General features: G+C 68.4%; 16 protein-coding genes. 12 read left to right on the top strand and 4 right to left on the bottom strand.

What is annotated here, in order from left to right:
• The first annotated feature begins 75 nt into the window (after positions 1-75).
• On the top strand, positions 76-1728 hold the full coding sequence (locus ACOMD9_RS00650) for a nitrite/sulfite reductase (protein WP_421411508.1): 1653 nt from the start codon (positions 76-78) through the stop codon (positions 1726-1728).
• Positions 1721-2251 (top strand): DUF934 domain-containing protein, encoded by a 531-nt coding sequence (locus ACOMD9_RS00645; protein ID WP_421411506.1) that lies wholly within the window; start codon positions 1721-1723, stop codon positions 2249-2251. Before ACOMD9_RS00650 ends, ACOMD9_RS00645 begins: the two co-directional genes overlap by 8 nt.
• Before the next feature lie 156 nt (positions 2252-2407).
• Here ACOMD9_RS00645 and smrA read toward each other — a convergent pair whose 3' ends face one another.
• Positions 2408-3001, bottom strand: coding sequence for a DNA endonuclease SmrA (smrA, locus tag ACOMD9_RS00640; RefSeq protein WP_421411504.1), 594 nt, complete (start codon positions 2999-3001; stop codon positions 2408-2410).
• A gap of 113 nt (positions 3002-3114) precedes the next feature.
• On the opposite strand from smrA, the gene ACOMD9_RS00635 reads away from it, so the two are divergent.
• The 5 genes from ACOMD9_RS00635 (at position 3115) to ACOMD9_RS00615 (ending at position 5618) form a co-directional block, all read left to right on the top strand.
• On the top strand, positions 3115-3558 hold the full coding sequence (locus ACOMD9_RS00635; protein ID WP_421411502.1) for a gamma-glutamylcyclotransferase family protein: 444 nt from the start codon (positions 3115-3117) through the stop codon (positions 3556-3558).
• Positions 3559-3633: 75 nt separating this feature from the next.
• Positions 3634-3987 carry an arsenate reductase (glutaredoxin) gene (gene arsC, locus ACOMD9_RS00630; RefSeq protein WP_421411500.1) on the top strand — a complete coding sequence of 118 codons (354 nt, stop codon included), beginning with the start codon at positions 3634-3636 and terminating at the stop codon, positions 3985-3987.
• A 44-nt stretch (positions 3988-4031) separates the two neighbouring features.
• Positions 4032-4655, top strand: coding sequence for an NAD(P)H:quinone oxidoreductase (gene wrbA, locus ACOMD9_RS00625; protein WP_421411499.1), 624 nt, complete (start codon positions 4032-4034; stop codon positions 4653-4655).
• The gene (locus tag ACOMD9_RS00620) at positions 4652-5053 is read left to right on the top strand and encodes a DUF2069 domain-containing protein (RefSeq protein WP_421411497.1); all 402 of its coding nucleotides are present in this window, start codon (positions 4652-4654) and stop codon (positions 5051-5053) included. Before wrbA ends, ACOMD9_RS00620 begins: the two co-directional genes overlap by 4 nt.
• Before the next feature lie 91 nt (positions 5054-5144).
• On the top strand, positions 5145-5618 hold the full coding sequence (locus tag ACOMD9_RS00615) for a c-type cytochrome (protein WP_421411495.1): 474 nt from the start codon (positions 5145-5147) through the stop codon (positions 5616-5618).
• Positions 5619-5691: 73 nt separating this feature from the next.
• Here ACOMD9_RS00615 and ACOMD9_RS00610 read toward each other — a convergent pair whose 3' ends face one another.
• Entirely contained in the window at positions 5692-6378 is a 687-nt protein-coding gene (locus ACOMD9_RS00610) for a cytochrome b/b6 domain-containing protein (RefSeq protein WP_421411494.1), read from the bottom strand.
• Positions 6379-6685: 307 nt separating this feature from the next.
• Here ACOMD9_RS00610 and pdxH point away from each other — a divergent pair, with 307 nt between their 5' ends.
• The gene (gene pdxH, locus ACOMD9_RS00605) at positions 6686-7327 is read left to right on the top strand and encodes a pyridoxamine 5'-phosphate oxidase (protein ID WP_421411492.1); all 642 of its coding nucleotides are present in this window, start codon (positions 6686-6688) and stop codon (positions 7325-7327) included.
• Positions 7328-7380: 53 nt separating this feature from the next.
• On the opposite strand, the gene ACOMD9_RS00600 is transcribed toward pdxH, so the two are convergent.
• Complete coding sequence (locus ACOMD9_RS00600; protein ID WP_421411490.1) at positions 7381-10128, bottom strand: bifunctional acetate--CoA ligase family protein/GNAT family N-acetyltransferase; 2748 nt, start codon at positions 10126-10128, stop codon at positions 7381-7383.
• Between the two features lie 132 nt (positions 10129-10260).
• On the opposite strand from ACOMD9_RS00600, the gene ACOMD9_RS00595 reads away from it, so the two are divergent.
• The gene (locus tag ACOMD9_RS00595) at positions 10261-11196 is read left to right on the top strand and encodes a histone deacetylase family protein (protein ID WP_421411488.1); all 936 of its coding nucleotides are present in this window, start codon (positions 10261-10263) and stop codon (positions 11194-11196) included.
• 160 nt (positions 11197-11356) lie between these two features.
• The gene (locus ACOMD9_RS00590) at positions 11357-11986 is read left to right on the top strand and encodes a helix-turn-helix domain-containing protein (protein WP_421411486.1); all 630 of its coding nucleotides are present in this window, start codon (positions 11357-11359) and stop codon (positions 11984-11986) included.
• Positions 11987-12030: 44 nt separating this feature from the next.
• Here the strand turns inward: ACOMD9_RS00590 and ACOMD9_RS00585 are convergent, their stop codons facing one another.
• Positions 12031-12870, bottom strand: coding sequence for a formate dehydrogenase accessory sulfurtransferase FdhD (locus ACOMD9_RS00585; RefSeq protein ID WP_421411485.1), 840 nt, complete (start codon positions 12868-12870; stop codon positions 12031-12033).
• Positions 12871-12964: 94 nt separating this feature from the next.
• Between ACOMD9_RS00585 and ACOMD9_RS00580 the strand changes: the two genes are divergently transcribed.
• Positions 12965-13396, top strand: a complete 432-nt coding sequence (locus tag ACOMD9_RS00580) for a DUF3305 domain-containing protein (RefSeq protein WP_421411483.1) — start codon at positions 12965-12967, stop codon at positions 13394-13396.
• Positions 13393-13935, top strand: a complete 543-nt coding sequence (locus ACOMD9_RS00575; RefSeq protein ID WP_421411481.1) for a DUF3306 domain-containing protein — start codon at positions 13393-13395, stop codon at positions 13933-13935. Before ACOMD9_RS00580 ends, ACOMD9_RS00575 begins: the two co-directional genes overlap by 4 nt.
• Positions 13936-13999: the final 64 nt, after the last annotated feature.

Genomic DNA, 13999 nt, shown 5'->3' with positions numbered 1-13999 from the left:
TTCTTTCATAGAATATCGCTGAGGCGGTAAGGTGCCCCTACGCCACGCCACTCTCACTGCAGCAGGACCGGCTGAATGTATCGCTACGACACTCACGATCAGACCCTGGTCAATGAACGGGTCGCCCAGTTCCGCAACCAGATGGAACGCTATCTGGCCGGGCGACTCAGCGAAGAGGAGTTCCTGCCCCTGCGTGTGCAGAACGGCCTCTATGTCCAGCGCCATGCCCCCATGCTGCGTATCGCCATTCCCTACGGCATGCTGGCGGCCTACCAGCTGCGCAAGCTCGGCGACCTGGCTCGCGACTACGATCGGGGCTACGGGCACTTCACCACCCGCACCAACCTGCAGCTCAACTGGCCGAAGCTGGAGACGGTTCCCGACATGCTGGAGGAGCTGGCCAGCGTGCAGATGCACGCCATCCAGACCAGCGGCAACGACATCCGCAACACCACCACCGACCAGTTCGCCGGCGTCGCCGCCGACGAGGAAGTCGACCCGCGCCCCTGGTGCGAACTGATCCGGCAGTGGTCCACCTTCCATCCGGAGTTCGCCTACCTGCCGCGCAAGTTCAAGATCGCGGTGACGGGTGCCGCCGAGGATCGTGCCGCCATCCAGGTCCACGATGTGGGGCTGCGGCTGTGGCAGGACGAGCGCGGCGAGGTGAGGGTGAAGGTACTCGCCGGCGGTGGCCTGGGCCGTACCCCGATGATCGGTGACGTGGTGTGCGAGGACCTGCCCTGGCAGCACCTGCTCACCTATCTCGAGGCCCTGGTGCGGGTCTACAACCAGTTCGGCCGCCGCGACAACAAGTTCAAGGCACGCATCAAGATCCTCGTGAAGGCGCTGGGCGTCGAGGAGTTCCGTCGCCGCGTCGAGGCCGAGTGGTCCCACCTGAAGGATGGTCCCCAGACCCTGACCCGGGAGACCGTCGAGACCATGCGGGGGCATTTCATCGACCCCGAGCGGCGGCCGGTCGACCCGGCGGCGATCGACGGCTTCGAACGGCTGCGCGGCGAGAATCGCGCCTTCGCGCGCTTCGTGACCAACAACGTCCACGCCCACAAGGTCCCCGGCTACAAGGCGGTGACCCTGTCGCTCAAGCGCCGCGACCACTCGCCCGGCGATGTCACCTGGGAGCAGATGCACCAGATCGCCGACCTCGCCGATGAGTTCGGCTACGGTGAGCTGAGGGTCACCCACGAGCAGAACCTGGTGCTCTCCGATGTGCCGGTGGATCGCCTCGAGGCGCTCTGGCATCGGCTGGATGCGCTGGGCATGGCCAACCCCACGGTAGGCACCCTCGCCGACCTGATCTGCTGCCCCGGGGGCGATTACTGCGCCCTGGCCAATGCCAAGTCGATTCCGGTGGCCCAGGCGATCCAGGAGCGCTTCGACGACCTCGACTACCTCTACGACCTGGGGCCGCTCGAGCTGAACATCTCCGGCTGCATGAACGCCTGTGGCCACCATCACGTCGGCCAGATCGGCATCCTCGGCGTCGACAAGAAGGGCGAGGAGTGGTACCAGATCTCGCTGGGTGGCGCCCAGGGCAACGAGGCATCGCTCGGCAAGATCCTCGGCCCCTCCTTCAGCCGCGAAAGCGTGCCCGAGGTGATCGACAAGGTCCTGCAGGTCTACGTGGGCGAGCGCGCCGACGGCGAGACCTTCCTGGACACCTACCGCCGCATCGGTCTCAAACCCTTCAAGGAGCGGGTCTATGCCTGATCAAGCCGTCCCTGCACGCCCCTTCATCCGCGCCGGCCAGCCGGCCGTGGACGACTGGACCCTGGTTCGCGACAGCGATGCCGCCCCGAGCGGGGGGCGGTGCATCGTGCCCCTCCCCGCCTGGCAGTCGGGTGCCGGGCAGGCCCCCTGGCTCGCCAGTGACACCGAGCTCACCGACGCGCTGGCCGCCGAGCTGCTCGACGCCCCGCTGATCGCCATCGACTTCCCGAAGTTCACCGACGGCCGCGGCTACAGCCTGGCCCGGCTGCTGCGCGAGCGCCACGGCTATGCGGGCGAGATCCGCGCCATCGGCGACGTGCTGGTGGACCAGCTCTATTTCATGACCCGCTGCGGTTTCGATGCGCTGTCGCTGCGCGAGGACCAGTGGCTCGAGGATGCCCTGGGGGCCCTCGGCGCCTTCAGCCGCGCCTACCAGCCGGCGGTGGACCAGCCCGAGCCGCTGTTCCGGCGTCGCGAGCGGGAGTGGGCCCGGGCCCGCGAGAAGGCCCCCGCCTACGCTTGATGAAGCGACCCATGCTCCGGCGGTGAACCATTCAGGGGCGCCGGGGACAGGCCTGAAGGGGGTCCGAGGACCAGGGATGGCCGAGGTAGCGCCCAGGGAGGGGTTCACAGCGCCCCCGTACAGGCCTGTCGCCGGCAAGGCCCCGTAGTCAGATCCTTATCCCCGCCGCTTCTGCTGCCGCTCGCGGTTGGCCGCCTTGGCCCGTTCGCTCTTGCGCAGCATCACCCAGGTGGCGCCGAGGCCGCCGTCGGGGGGCTGGGCGGAGACGTAGGCCTGCACCTCCTCGAACTGGGCCAGCCACTTGGCCAGGTAGGAGCGCAGCACGTTGGGCGGGCTGTCGATGGCCTGGCCGCGGCCATGCACGATCAGCACCGAGCGCAGGTCATGGGCGTGGGCCTCCTGGATGAACGGAGGCAGCGCACGGCGGCACTCCTCCAGCGGGCGGCGCAGCAGGTGCAGGCGCGCCTGGGCGGCATAGCCGCCGTGGCGCAGGCGGTCCACCACGCCCTGCTGGATGCCGTCGCGGCGGTATTCCAGCGGATCGAAGGGCGGCACCAGGTCGACGAAGTCGTCGGAGAGGAAGTTGCGGCCCTCCTGCTCGGCGGCGGCACTCTCCCGGCGGGCCAGCTGCGCCTCGCTGGGGCCACCCCTGCGGCGCCCGGGGTCGGCCCGGTTGCGGGCCCTGGCCAGCGGCGCCACATCGCCCATCAGGGCCCTGAAGTCCAGATCATCGCGTGCAGGCTGGGTCATGGGGCACCTCCCGTCGTCAAGGGGACCTCCATCCTAGCAGAGCCGCCGGCCGCAGACAGCGCCCCCGGAGGATGTCAGGATAGGGCCAGCCCGCGGGACGCCCCGGAGACCCGATGACACGACTTCGCCTGCTCCTGATCAGCCTCTTCGGCCTGCCCCTGGCCGTGGCGGGCTGGCTCTGGCTGACCATGCTCAGCCCCTTCACCTATGATCCGCCCGACGGCCTGGCTCCCATCGCCGACGGCCCCCATGAGGTGTTCGTCTACGGCACCCTGCGCTCGGGGCTGGTGCGCTGGCTGGTCACCGGCCGCGCCGGGGAGTCGCAACCGGCGGTACTGGAAGACTTCCGCCGGGAGGGGCTGGATCTGGCCGAGGCGCCCGGGGAACGCGTCGAGGGCGAGGTGATCGAGGTGTCCGCCGGGGAGCTCGCTCGGCTGGACCGCTACGAGCGCCTGGGTATCCGCTACGAGCGGGTTCGGCTCGAGCTCGCGGACGGTCGTGAGGTCTGGGTCTATCGGCGTCTCCCCGAGGAGGCAACGGCCGGCGCGCAGTTGTGAGCCGGCCAGGCCGCCTTCTACAATGGCCCCCCTTTCCTCTCACCTGCCCGTTCCAGCCTGCTCCAAGGAGGCCGCATGACCACCATCACCCTCTACCACAACCCGCGATGCTCGAAGTCTCGCCAGGCCCTTGCCCTGCTCGAGGAGCGCGGCGTCGGGTTCCAGGTACGCCGCTACCTGGACGAGCCGCTCTCCGAGGATGAGCTGCGTGCCCTGATGGCCCGGCTCGACGGCGACACCGCCGCCCTGGTGCGCCGCCAGGAGCCCGAGTGGAAGGCGCTGTCCGCCGACGCCGGTGATCCCGAACAGGTGGTCCGGGCCATCGTCGCCCACCCCAGGCTCATGGAACGGCCCATCGCCGACGATGGCGAGCGCGCCGTGATCGGCCGCCCCCCGGAAGATGTCCTGGCGCTGCTCGACGCTCACTGAGCCGACGGCGTCCCCTTCTCACCCTGCCGCCTCCCGGAGCCCCGATGAGCGCCTCCCTGCCCTACGTACTGATCCTCTACTACTCCCGCCATGGCGCCACCCGGGCCATGGCCGAACGGCTCGCCGCCGGCGTCGAGTCCTGCCGCGGCATCGAGGCCCGGCTGCGCACCGTGCCACCGGTCTCGACCACCTGCGAGGCGGTCGACCCCGAGATCCCCGCCGAGGGTGCCGTCTATGCCAGCCTCGACGACCTTCGCCACTGTGCCGCCCTGGCACTGGGCAGCCCGACCCGGTTCGGCAACATGGCGGCCCCTCTCAAGCACTTCATCGACACCACCAGCGAGCTGTGGCTGGGGGGTGCCCTGGTCGACAAGCCGGCCAGCGCCTTCACGTCCACCTCCAGCCTGCACGGCGGCCAGGAGACCACCCTGGTGTCGATGCTGCTGCCATTGCTGCACCACGGCATGGTCTATGCCGGCCTGCCGTACAGTGAGACCGAAGTGATGGACACCACCAGCGGCGGCACCCCCTACGGGGCCAGCCATGTGGCCGGCAAGCGCAGCGACCGGCCCCTCGACGACCACGAGCGCCACCTGGCCCAGGCCCAGGGGCGCCGACTGGCCCGGCTCGCCCTGGCACTGGACGCCATGCGCCGGGAGGCCCGATGAGACAGTGGCTGGAGGGACTCGAGGCCCGCCAGGGCCTGGATCACCTGACCGGACGGGCGCGACGACTGGTGCTGGGCAGCTACGGCCTGCTGCTGGCGCTGATCGCCTATTTCAGCCTCGTCGTGCAGCGCGATGCCGGAAGCCTGGCCCCGATGGTCGCCTTCGCCCTGCCCCTGGTGCTGTTCCTTCCCTCGCTCATCGGTCGACGGCCGCGGGGGCATGCGTGGCTGGCCTTCGTCAGCCTGCTCTACTTCATGAAGGGGGTGATGGTCACCACCCTCCCGGGGCTCGGCTGGCTGGGATTGCTGATCGCCGTGGCGGCGCTGCTGCTCTTTACCGGCTGCACGGGCTATGCCCGCTTTCGCAGCCGGCAGCTGCGTGCCGCCGAGGCAGGCTAGTCACCCGGTCTCAGCGTGCTAAGCTGCTGAGGCTTGACATGAATCAACAGCTATTGGCGTGTCGTCGCCAATGATACGCAAGGAGATCGTGATGACCGTGACCTCGAAACCCTGGCTCGCCACCCTGGGGCTCTCCCTCGGCCTGCTGGCCTCGGCCTCCGTCCAGGCGGTGGATGTCGACAAGGCCATCCAGTATCGCCAGGACGCGCTGCGCGTGATGGCCTGGCAGATGGGGCCCCTGGGCGACATGGCCCAGGGCAACATCGACTACGATGCCGAGCGGTTCGCCCTGCGCGCGGGCAACCTCGCCGCGCTCGCCGGTCTGCCCTGGGAGGGCTTCGTCGAAGGCTCGCTGCGGGGGGACGGTCACGGCATGGACACCGACGCCCTGGCCGCCATCGGCGATGACCGCGACGACTTCGAGGCCCGCCATCAGAGCCTCGTCGAGGAGACCGCCACCCTGGCGGCGCTGGCCGAAGGTGACGACTTCGCGGCCATGCGCCGCCAGGTGGCCAGTGTCGCCAACACCTGCAAGGGGTGTCATGACAATTATCGGGCCGAGTGACCCGCTCCATGCAGGACACCGCAAGGCGGCTCGATGCGCCGCCTTGCGGCCTTCCGGGGCTGCCCCGGGGCGATCAGGCGCTCCAGAGCCATATCACCGGCAAGGCGGCCACGGCGATCACCACCAGGGCCAGGAAGGGGTTGGCGCGGCCGCGGGTCACGCCTCCCGTTGCAGGCTCGTCCTCGGGTGCGCCGTGAAGCGACTTCCGCCCGGTGATCATGGCCCCCACCAGCCGCTCGCCCTTGAGGCGATGCACCACCAGGGCCAGCAGGTGCAGGGCGACCAGCACGATCAGGAACTGGGCGTTCCAGTGGTGCAGTGAACCCAGTGTGCGGCTGACGCTGCGGGGCACCGTGTCGTGCAGCGGTGCAGTGAAGAAGATGTCGTCGCTGAGGAAGAGGCCGCTGACGGCCTGGAAGGTCAGGGCGATCAGCATCAACAGCACCATCAACCCTCCCAGGGGGTTGTGACCGGCAAAGGCCGGGGGACGCCCGGCCAGCAGGCGACGGCCGTAGCGCAACATGGTCGCGGGTGAGCGCAGGAAACCGGCGAAGCGGGCATGGGGGCTGCCGACCAGCCCCCACAGCCAGCGAAAGAGCAGCAGGCCCAGGATCACATAGCCGGCCCTGGCGTGAATCTCGACGGGAAACAGGAAAGGCGCGCCGCCGGTCTTCATGGTATGGAAGGAGAGCCCCACCGCCCCCACCAGGCCCCAGTGGAACAGTCGCACGGGAAGATCCCATACCCGAAGTTGCATCATCTCGCCTCCTTGCCGATGCGGGTCGCTCATCTCGTCCGGGGTGCCCAGGGCGCCCGGATGTCGTCTGCCATCGCATTATCTCATGGAATCGCCCCGCCCCGGGAGCCGGTCAAGGCCACCCGGAGGCCCCACACGCGACCGGCATACCGGGAGGGTCGGCCCGGGTGATGTCGAGGACGATGATCTCCGCGCCGTGGTAGACAGCCTGGTAATAAGCTTAGCCAAAGAAATCGCCTGGCGTCGCCGTGAAGGTGTTGAGCTCTTCCCCGTGAGCGGCGACCATGGAACAAATTTCGAGGAGAACATCATGACACGCAAGATCGCCGATATCCGACGCGACTATGAGGGAGGAAGCCTGGACGAGGCCCAGGTCACCGGCGACCCCATGGTGCTGTTCGACGAGTGGTTGACACTGGCACTGGAAACCGAAGGAGAGGACGGCAACACCATGACCCTGGCCACCGTCGACAGCCAGGGGCTGCCCCATGCCCGGGTGGTGCTGCTGAAGGGGATCGATGAACAGGGGCTGGTCTTCTACACCAACTACCACAGCCACAAGGGCAGCGAACTCTCCAACGTTCCCCACGCCGCCCTGGTGTTCTGGTGGCCCTCCCTGTCACGGCAGGTACGCGTCGAGGGCCGGGTGGAACAGGTCAGCGCGGCCGAATCGGATGCCTATTTCGCCAGCCGTCCCCGGGCCAGCCAGCTGGGTGCCTGGGTCGCCACCCAGAGCGTGGTGATTCCCGGGCGTGCCTGGATCGAGGAGCGCGAGAAGCGCTTCGAACAGGCCTACGAGGGCCAGGAGATCCCCAGGCCGGTGCACTGGGGCGGGTATCGGGTCCTTCCCGACATGATCGAGTTCTGGCAGGGGCAGCCGAGCCGCCTGCACGACCGCATCCGCTACGAGTGCCGCGATGGCGAGTGGCACCACTTCCGCATGGCGCCCTGATGCCCCCCCCGACAGCCTGCCGCGCTCGTCCCCGGCCATGATCCGGGGCTGCGTCAGTCGGGCTGGCTCTCCAGGCGGTGCCTCTGCCACTCGCTCTGCGGCTCGTTGAGTCGCAACACCGCATCCACCACCTGCTCCTCCATGTTGTAGCGGCAGCGGAACCCCAGGTGCTTCATCAGCGCCCGCATGGGGTGGTTGTCGACCATGATCTTGCCGATCATCTCCAGGGTGCCGACGCTTCTGCAGTAGCTGATCATCTTGTTCATCAGCAGGCTGCCGATGCCGAGGCCCTGGAGGTCGTCGCGGATGATGATCGAGAACTCGGTGCGGATGTTGTCCGGGTCGTTCCAGACCCGGACCACCCCCAGCATCTCCTTGCCGCCGTCGTCGCGCCGGTGCTCGGCGATGAACGCCATCTGCCGGTCGTAGTTGATATGGGAGAGGATCGACAGGTCGCGCTGGGTCAGGTCCGACTTGTTGTGGAAATAGCGGAACCGGATGCTCTCCTCGGAGAGCTGGGTATGGAAGCTGGTGATCAGCGGGGCGTCCTCGGCACGGATGGGCCGTACCTCCACCTCCCAGCCGTTCTTGAGGGTGACCCACTCACGCAGCTCTTCCGGGTAGGGCATGATGGCGAAGCGTGCCGGCGTGCCCAGGTCGAGGGCGAAGTCCACCGCCACCAGGCCGTCACGATTGAGCAACAGCGGGTTGAGTTCCAGTCCACGCAGTTCCGGCAGGTCGCTGGCCATCTGCGACAGCTTGACCAGCACCTCGCAGAGGCGTTCGATGTCCCGGCCAGGATCGCTGGAGTGCTCGCGGATGAGTCGCGCGGCATGGGTGCGCCCGACGGTGTCCTCGGCCAGGCGCATGTTGAGTGGCGGCAGCGCCACCTGGCGGTCGGCGAGGATATTGACCTTGTAGCCGCCGATGCCGAACACGATCACCGGGCCGAACACGGGGTCGCGGGTGATGCCGGCGCAGACCTGCATCGAGTGCTTGCCGCGCTGCATGGGTTGCAGGCAGTACTCGTCGATCCGGAAGGCGGGAAACTTCTCGCCGACCTTCTCCCCCAGCCGACGCACGCCCTCGGCGACCTGCTCCGGGCTGGCCAGGTCCTGCAGCAGGCCGGCGGAGAGCTTGTGGGGGTGCTTGCGGTAGCGGAACGGCCGGCAGTTGCCCTCGTGAACCACCTTGAGGGCCATGGGGCCGTCGATCCTGGCCGCGGCCGCGGCGCCCTCCTCCGGTGTCTCCACATAGTGGCTGGGTGCCACCGGGATGCCATAGGCTTCCAGCACCCGGGCGGTCTCGGAGTGCGCCAGGCACTCGCGCCCCTCGGCCCTGGCGTCCGCGATCAGGGTGCGGCAGCGGCCGCGGATCTCCGCCGTGGTGGTGAAGGGAAGGCTCGGCGGGGTCTCCTGCAGCAGTGCCTGGACCCGCTGGTAGTCGACCATGTGCATGAAGGCCTTCACCGCCTTCTCCGGTGACAGGTAGGTGGGAATCCCGGCGAGGTTGCACTCGTGACGCGCCGGGAGCGCCTCCTCGAGCCCCATCCAGCTGGTGAGGAGGTTGCGCCGGAAGCGCTTGCGGTTGGCGATGATGGCCTGGGCGGTGGCCCTGGAGGGGGCAAGCCGGGTCGGGGCATGGACCACCAGGACGGCATCGACCTCGGGGTCGGCGGCGACGATCTCCAGGGCATCGACCAGCTTCTCCGGGGTGGCGTTGCCCCCCAGGTCCACCGGGTTGTCACCGGGGCGACTCATGTCGAAGCCACCGTCGAGCAGCGCCTCATGGGTCTTCTCGCTGAAGCCGGCCAGCTTGCCGCCGGCACTGATCAGCTTGTCGATGGCCAGCATGGCCGGTCCCAGGCCGTTGGAGACGATGGCCAGGCGATCGCCGCGCAGCGGCTTCATGCGGGACAGGGTCTCCAGTGCATCGAACAGCTCGTCGGAGTCGTTGACCCTCACGACCCCGGCACGGGAGAAGGCGGCATCGAAGATGGTGTCGCGATTGGCTATCCCCGGGGTGGGTGGCAGGCCGGTGAGGTCGGACTCGGCGGTACGCCCGCTCTTGATCGCCAGCACCAGGCGGTTGCGCGAGGCATCCCGCAGCGCCGTCATGAAGTGCTGGGCGTCCATGATGCGCTCCAGGTGGAGCAGGATCGCCTGGGTCGGGGAAAACTGGTTGATGTAGTCGAGCAGGTCGGGAAGCATGACGTCGACGCTGTCGCCCAGGGTGACCAGATGGGAGAATCCGATGCCGCGCCCGGCGGCCCAGTCGATCATGGCGTTGCCGAGCATGCCGGACTGGCCGAGGTAGGCCACCCGCCCCGCCTTGACCGGCTGGCTGGCATAGGAGGCATTGAGCTTTCGCCCCGGCACGATCAGGCCCATGCACTCCGGCCCCAGCACCCGGATGCCCGACTCCCGGGCGGCGGCCAGCATGCGCTCGCGTATCGACCCCTTGTCGCCGCGGTCCTCGTCCAGGTGGGCGCCGCCCGACAGGACCAGCGCGGCCTTGACGCCGAACCGGCCGAGCCGGGCGATACGCCCGGGCACGGTCTCGACCGGCGAGCAGATGACCGCCAGGTCCGGTGTCTCGGGCAGCTGCGAGACGCGTGCCACGCAGGGCGCGCCGAACACCGTGTCGTAGTCCTTGGGGTTGACCGCCCAGATGGTGCCGGGAAAGCCGGCCTCCTGGAGGTTGCGGATCACCAGGCCGCCGAGGGAGTGGGGTTTCTCGGAGGCGCCGATCACTGCCAGGGTGCGCGGCTCGAAGAAGTGGCGCAGGAAACGGGTGCTCAAGGCTCTCTCCCCGGGTTGTCCCCGTGACGGGGTGTTCCGTTGGTTGGCTGTTCCCTTGTGTACGACCTATTGACACTGTCATGCAAGGGGCGACGAAGATTATCGTGACGCCAGTCAGCCTGGAGCGCACGCATGATCACCGCCTATATCACCCATCCCGATTGTCAGCTGCATCACATGGGGCCCGAGCACCCCGAGAGCCCCCTGCGGCTGGAGGCGATCCGTGCGCGGCTGGCCCTCGCCGGCGTCTTGCAGCAGACCATGCAGTCGGATGCCCGCGAAGCCACCCTGGAGGAACTCGCCAGGGTGCACCCGATGCGTCACCTGCAGGCGCTGGACAAGTGTGTGCCGGAAGAAGGCATCGTGACCCTGGACAGCGACACCATGCTGAACCCCGACAGCCTGAAGGCCGCACGAATGGCGGCCGGCGCGGTGCTCCGCGGCGTCGACCAGGTGTACCGCGGCCAGGCCGACAATGTCTTCTGTGCGGTACGCCCGCCGGGCCACCATGCCGAGGCCACCGATGCCATGGGCTTCTGCTTCTACAACAACGTGGCCGTGGGCGCCGCCCACGCCCGGGAGAAGTACGGCGCGCGGCGCATCGCCATCCTCGATTTCGACGTGCACCAGTGCAACGGCACCATCGACATCTTCAAGAACGATCCCGAGGTCCTGGTCTGCACCAGCTTCCAGTTCCCCTTCTACCCCTGGCGCTACCTGCGCAGCGAGTGGCAGAACGTGGTGAACACCCCGCTGGAGGCCGGCACCGACAGTGCCGCCTTCCGCCAGGCCATCGAGGACGACTGGCTGCCGGCCCTGCACGCCTTCAAGCCGGAGATCGTGCTCGTCTCGGCGGGCTTCGATGCCCACCGCGAGGACGAGATGGCCGAGCTCTGCCTCGAGGACGGGGATTTCCACTGGGTCACCCACCTGGCGATGGAGATCGCCGCCCTCTATGCCGACAACCGCCTGGTCTCGGTACTGGAGGGGGGCTATCACCTGGAGTCGCTGGGGCGCAGCGCCGAGGCGCACCTCAAGGCACTGCTGGGACTCCCCTTCGAGGCGTGACGCGTTTCCAGCATCGGGGAAACACGGCACCGTCGCCTGCAGCGGCTCTCCGCGTCGTGCGTCGTGTCGCATCCCGCACCGTTTCGGGTCGCTCACACGAGGCGAGGGATTCCCCATGTGGTAGGCTGGTGGAAACTCTGTTTCCTATAGTGAACCGACCATGACCGCCACCACCGATCAGGAGGCTGCCCTGCGCATCGCCTCGGGACGCAAGCCCTTCGTCGAACCCCTGCGCCTGGGAGAGCGACTCAAGGAGATCCGCCTGGCCAATCAGTGGACCCTGGAGGATGTCAGCCAGCGCACCGGGCTGGCGCGCTCCACCCTGTCCAAGATCGAGAACGACCAGATCTCGCCCACCTTCACCGCGGTGCAGAAGCTGATCGGCGGGCTCGGCATCGACCTGCCGCAACTGCTCTCGCCGCCCCGCGCCCAGACCCGCACCATGGGACGCCGCGACCTGACCCGCCGGGGGCATGGCCAGCAGCACCCCACCCCCACCTATGAGCACGAGCTGCTCAGCTGCGAGCTGGCCCAGAAGCGCATGATCCCGTTCAAGACCATCGTGCGGGCCCGCAGCTTCGACGAATTCAGCGAGTGGGTTCGCCACGACGGTGAGGAGTTCCTGATGGTTCTCGACGGCGAGATCCTGCTCTACACCGAGTTCTACGAGCCGCTTCACCTGGTGCAGGGAGACAGCATCTACTTCGACAGCGACATGGGCCACGCCCTGGTGTCGATCAGCGAGGAGGATGCCGTCGTGCTCTCGGTGTGCACCCGGGCAGAGGCCTAGGCGTTGCCGGCCAAGCCGGCGAACGGCCAATCCCCGGACAGGGCCTAGCGGCGGTCACCCGGCCGGCGCGGCGGAATGGCATCCAGCTCGAGCCGGTCACCGGCATGGATCGCCTGGAAGTGGCGCCCCTTGGCCCGGGCGATCAGCAGCACCCCGAAACGCTCGGCCAGCTCCACCCCCTTCTGGGTCACGCCCGAACGCGAGACCAGCACCCCGATGCCCATCTGGGCCACCTTGAGCACCATCTCCGAGGTCAACCGGCCGGTGGTATAGAAGATGTCGGCGTGCCGTGAATCGGCCTCCTCCAGCCACTGGCGTCCCGCCAGGGTATCCACGGCATTGTGACGCCCCACGTCCTCGACGAAGTCCAGCACACGCTCGCCATGGCAGAGCGCACAGCCGTGCACGGCACCGGCGCTGCGGTAGGTCTCGTTGTGGGCGCCCAGGTTCTCGAGCAGCCGGTAGAGCACCGACTGGCGCAACCGGGTGGCCGGCAGGGCGTTGAGCGAGGTGGCCTCGAGCAGGCGGCCGAACACCGTACCCTGGCCGCAACCGGTGGTGACGGTACGCTGACCGAGCCGCTCCTCCAGGTCCTCGGGCAGGTGGCGCGTGACCACGGCGGCTGCCTCCACCTCCCAGTCGACGTGCACCGCCTGCAGGTCTACGCGGGTCGCGAGCAGCCCCTGGTTGCGCAGGTAGCCCACGACCAGTGCCTCGGGATCGGCGCCCAGGGTCATCAGGGTGACGATCTCGCGCTTGTTGAGGTAGACGGTCAGGGCGCGCTCGGCGGCGATCGCCTGGCGCCGCGCCTCGCCGAACTCGTCGAGCACCTCGATCTCCAGGGTGGCGGGCAGGCGTGCCTGGCTAAGGCTGATGTCGTGCATTCACGGCTCCTCGACAAAGCGTTGATAGACGATGATGGCATTCCGTCCGCGCAGTGTCTTTACTGAATTGACAACTTCGTCGAGAGCGGCACCCATGACCCACCCGAGCAGCCAACGCACCCTGAGCCTCGACATTGCCAGCGAGACGCGGCGCATCAAGGGATTCAACGCCACCCGATGGCAGATCGTTGACCTGACCCCTGGGGATGGCGGCCCCTGGGTCCTGACGTTGCAGCTGTACCTCACCGAAAGGGCGGCCTACCGCTTCAACCTCGATGCCGGCACGCCCCGCCTGTTCGTCCTCTGCGGTGAGAGCGGCGGCACGCCCCGTCCCTCGGCGATCACCGTGAGCCAGGACGTCGCCGCTTCCTGGCTCGACGGTGAGCAGCAGGTGCTGGAAGCGGCGATGCCGCTGGCGATCCGCGCCTGGCTCGAGGCCTACCTGGCCCGCCACGGCGAGGCCCCGGACGAGGGGCGCAAGAAGAAACGCAAGGGGGCGGGACGCGCCCGGGAGCAGTCCGCATGAGCCGCTTGAGTCGCTGGTCACGCCGCAAGCTCGGCGATGACGTCGAGGAGGAGGCGCCGGCCGAGTCGCCAGCCACCACGCGGGAAGACGCCGAGCAGGCGGTCGCGGCGGAGCCCGAGCCGGGCAGCCTGGATGCCACCCTTCCCGACCCCGAGAGCCTCCCCGCCGGCAGCGACTTCACGGCATTCCTGCAGTCGGGCGTCAGCGATGCCCTGCGCCGACGCGCTCTGCGCCGGATGTTCTCGGGTGACCACTACGGCATCCGTGACGGCCTCGATGACTACGACGACGACTACCGCCAGCGCCTCAAGCCCCTGGCCAGCGAAATGGCCCAGCGCCTGAGGCAGTGGACCCGCGAGCTCGACGAGAACGAGCCCGAGCCGGAAACCCGCGACCCTGCGGAGGAGGTGGAGGTCGCCGAGGTCGAGGCCCCGCACGCCGAGGAGCCGGCACCGCCCCGGGACGAGGAGCCTGCCGATGCCCGGCGTGCCCCCGGGCCCGGCGACGGGAGCGAGACGTCGCTCGCGCGCGGGGATTAGACCAAGGGCGGTCTGGCAAGATCACGAAAACCGGCCAGACTGAAACATTAGCATCACAACATAA

This window comes from Halomonas terrestris (assembly GCF_049166755.1).
Classification (GTDB): domain Bacteria; phylum Pseudomonadota; class Gammaproteobacteria; order Pseudomonadales; family Halomonadaceae; genus Halomonas.
Note: the sequence above shows the minus strand (reverse complement) of the source record. Positions and strands in the feature narration are given on the sequence as shown.

Coding starts and splice junctions, on each gene's coding strand:
- ACOMD9_RS00645 (WP_421411506.1), top strand. CDS start 1,721: ATGCCTGATCAAGCCGTCCCTGCACGCCCCTTCATCCGCGCCGGCCAG.
- ACOMD9_RS00610 (WP_421411494.1), bottom strand. CDS start 6,378: ATGATGCAACTTCGGGTATGGGATCTTCCCGTGCGACTGTTCCACTGG.
- ACOMD9_RS00585 (WP_421411485.1), bottom strand. CDS start 12,870: ATGCACGACATCAGCCTTAGCCAGGCACGCCTGCCCGCCACCCTGGAG.
- arsC (WP_421411500.1), top strand. CDS start 3,634: ATGACCACCATCACCCTCTACCACAACCCGCGATGCTCGAAGTCTCGC.
- ACOMD9_RS00615 (WP_421411495.1), top strand. CDS start 5,145: ATGACCGTGACCTCGAAACCCTGGCTCGCCACCCTGGGGCTCTCCCTC.
- wrbA (WP_421411499.1), top strand. CDS start 4,032: ATGAGCGCCTCCCTGCCCTACGTACTGATCCTCTACTACTCCCGCCAT.
- ACOMD9_RS00580 (WP_421411483.1), top strand. CDS start 12,965: ATGACCCACCCGAGCAGCCAACGCACCCTGAGCCTCGACATTGCCAGC.
- pdxH (WP_421411492.1), top strand. CDS start 6,686: ATGACACGCAAGATCGCCGATATCCGACGCGACTATGAGGGAGGAAGC.
- ACOMD9_RS00650 (WP_421411508.1), top strand. CDS start 76: ATGTATCGCTACGACACTCACGATCAGACCCTGGTCAATGAACGGGTC.
- ACOMD9_RS00620 (WP_421411497.1), top strand. CDS start 4,652: ATGAGACAGTGGCTGGAGGGACTCGAGGCCCGCCAGGGCCTGGATCAC.
- ACOMD9_RS00595 (WP_421411488.1), top strand. CDS start 10,261: ATGATCACCGCCTATATCACCCATCCCGATTGTCAGCTGCATCACATG.
- ACOMD9_RS00575 (WP_421411481.1), top strand. CDS start 13,393: ATGAGCCGCTTGAGTCGCTGGTCACGCCGCAAGCTCGGCGATGACGTC.
- smrA (WP_421411504.1), bottom strand. CDS start 3,001: ATGACCCAGCCTGCACGCGATGATCTGGACTTCAGGGCCCTGATGGGC.
- ACOMD9_RS00635 (WP_421411502.1), top strand. CDS start 3,115: ATGACACGACTTCGCCTGCTCCTGATCAGCCTCTTCGGCCTGCCCCTG.
- ACOMD9_RS00590 (WP_421411486.1), top strand. CDS start 11,357: ATGACCGCCACCACCGATCAGGAGGCTGCCCTGCGCATCGCCTCGGGA.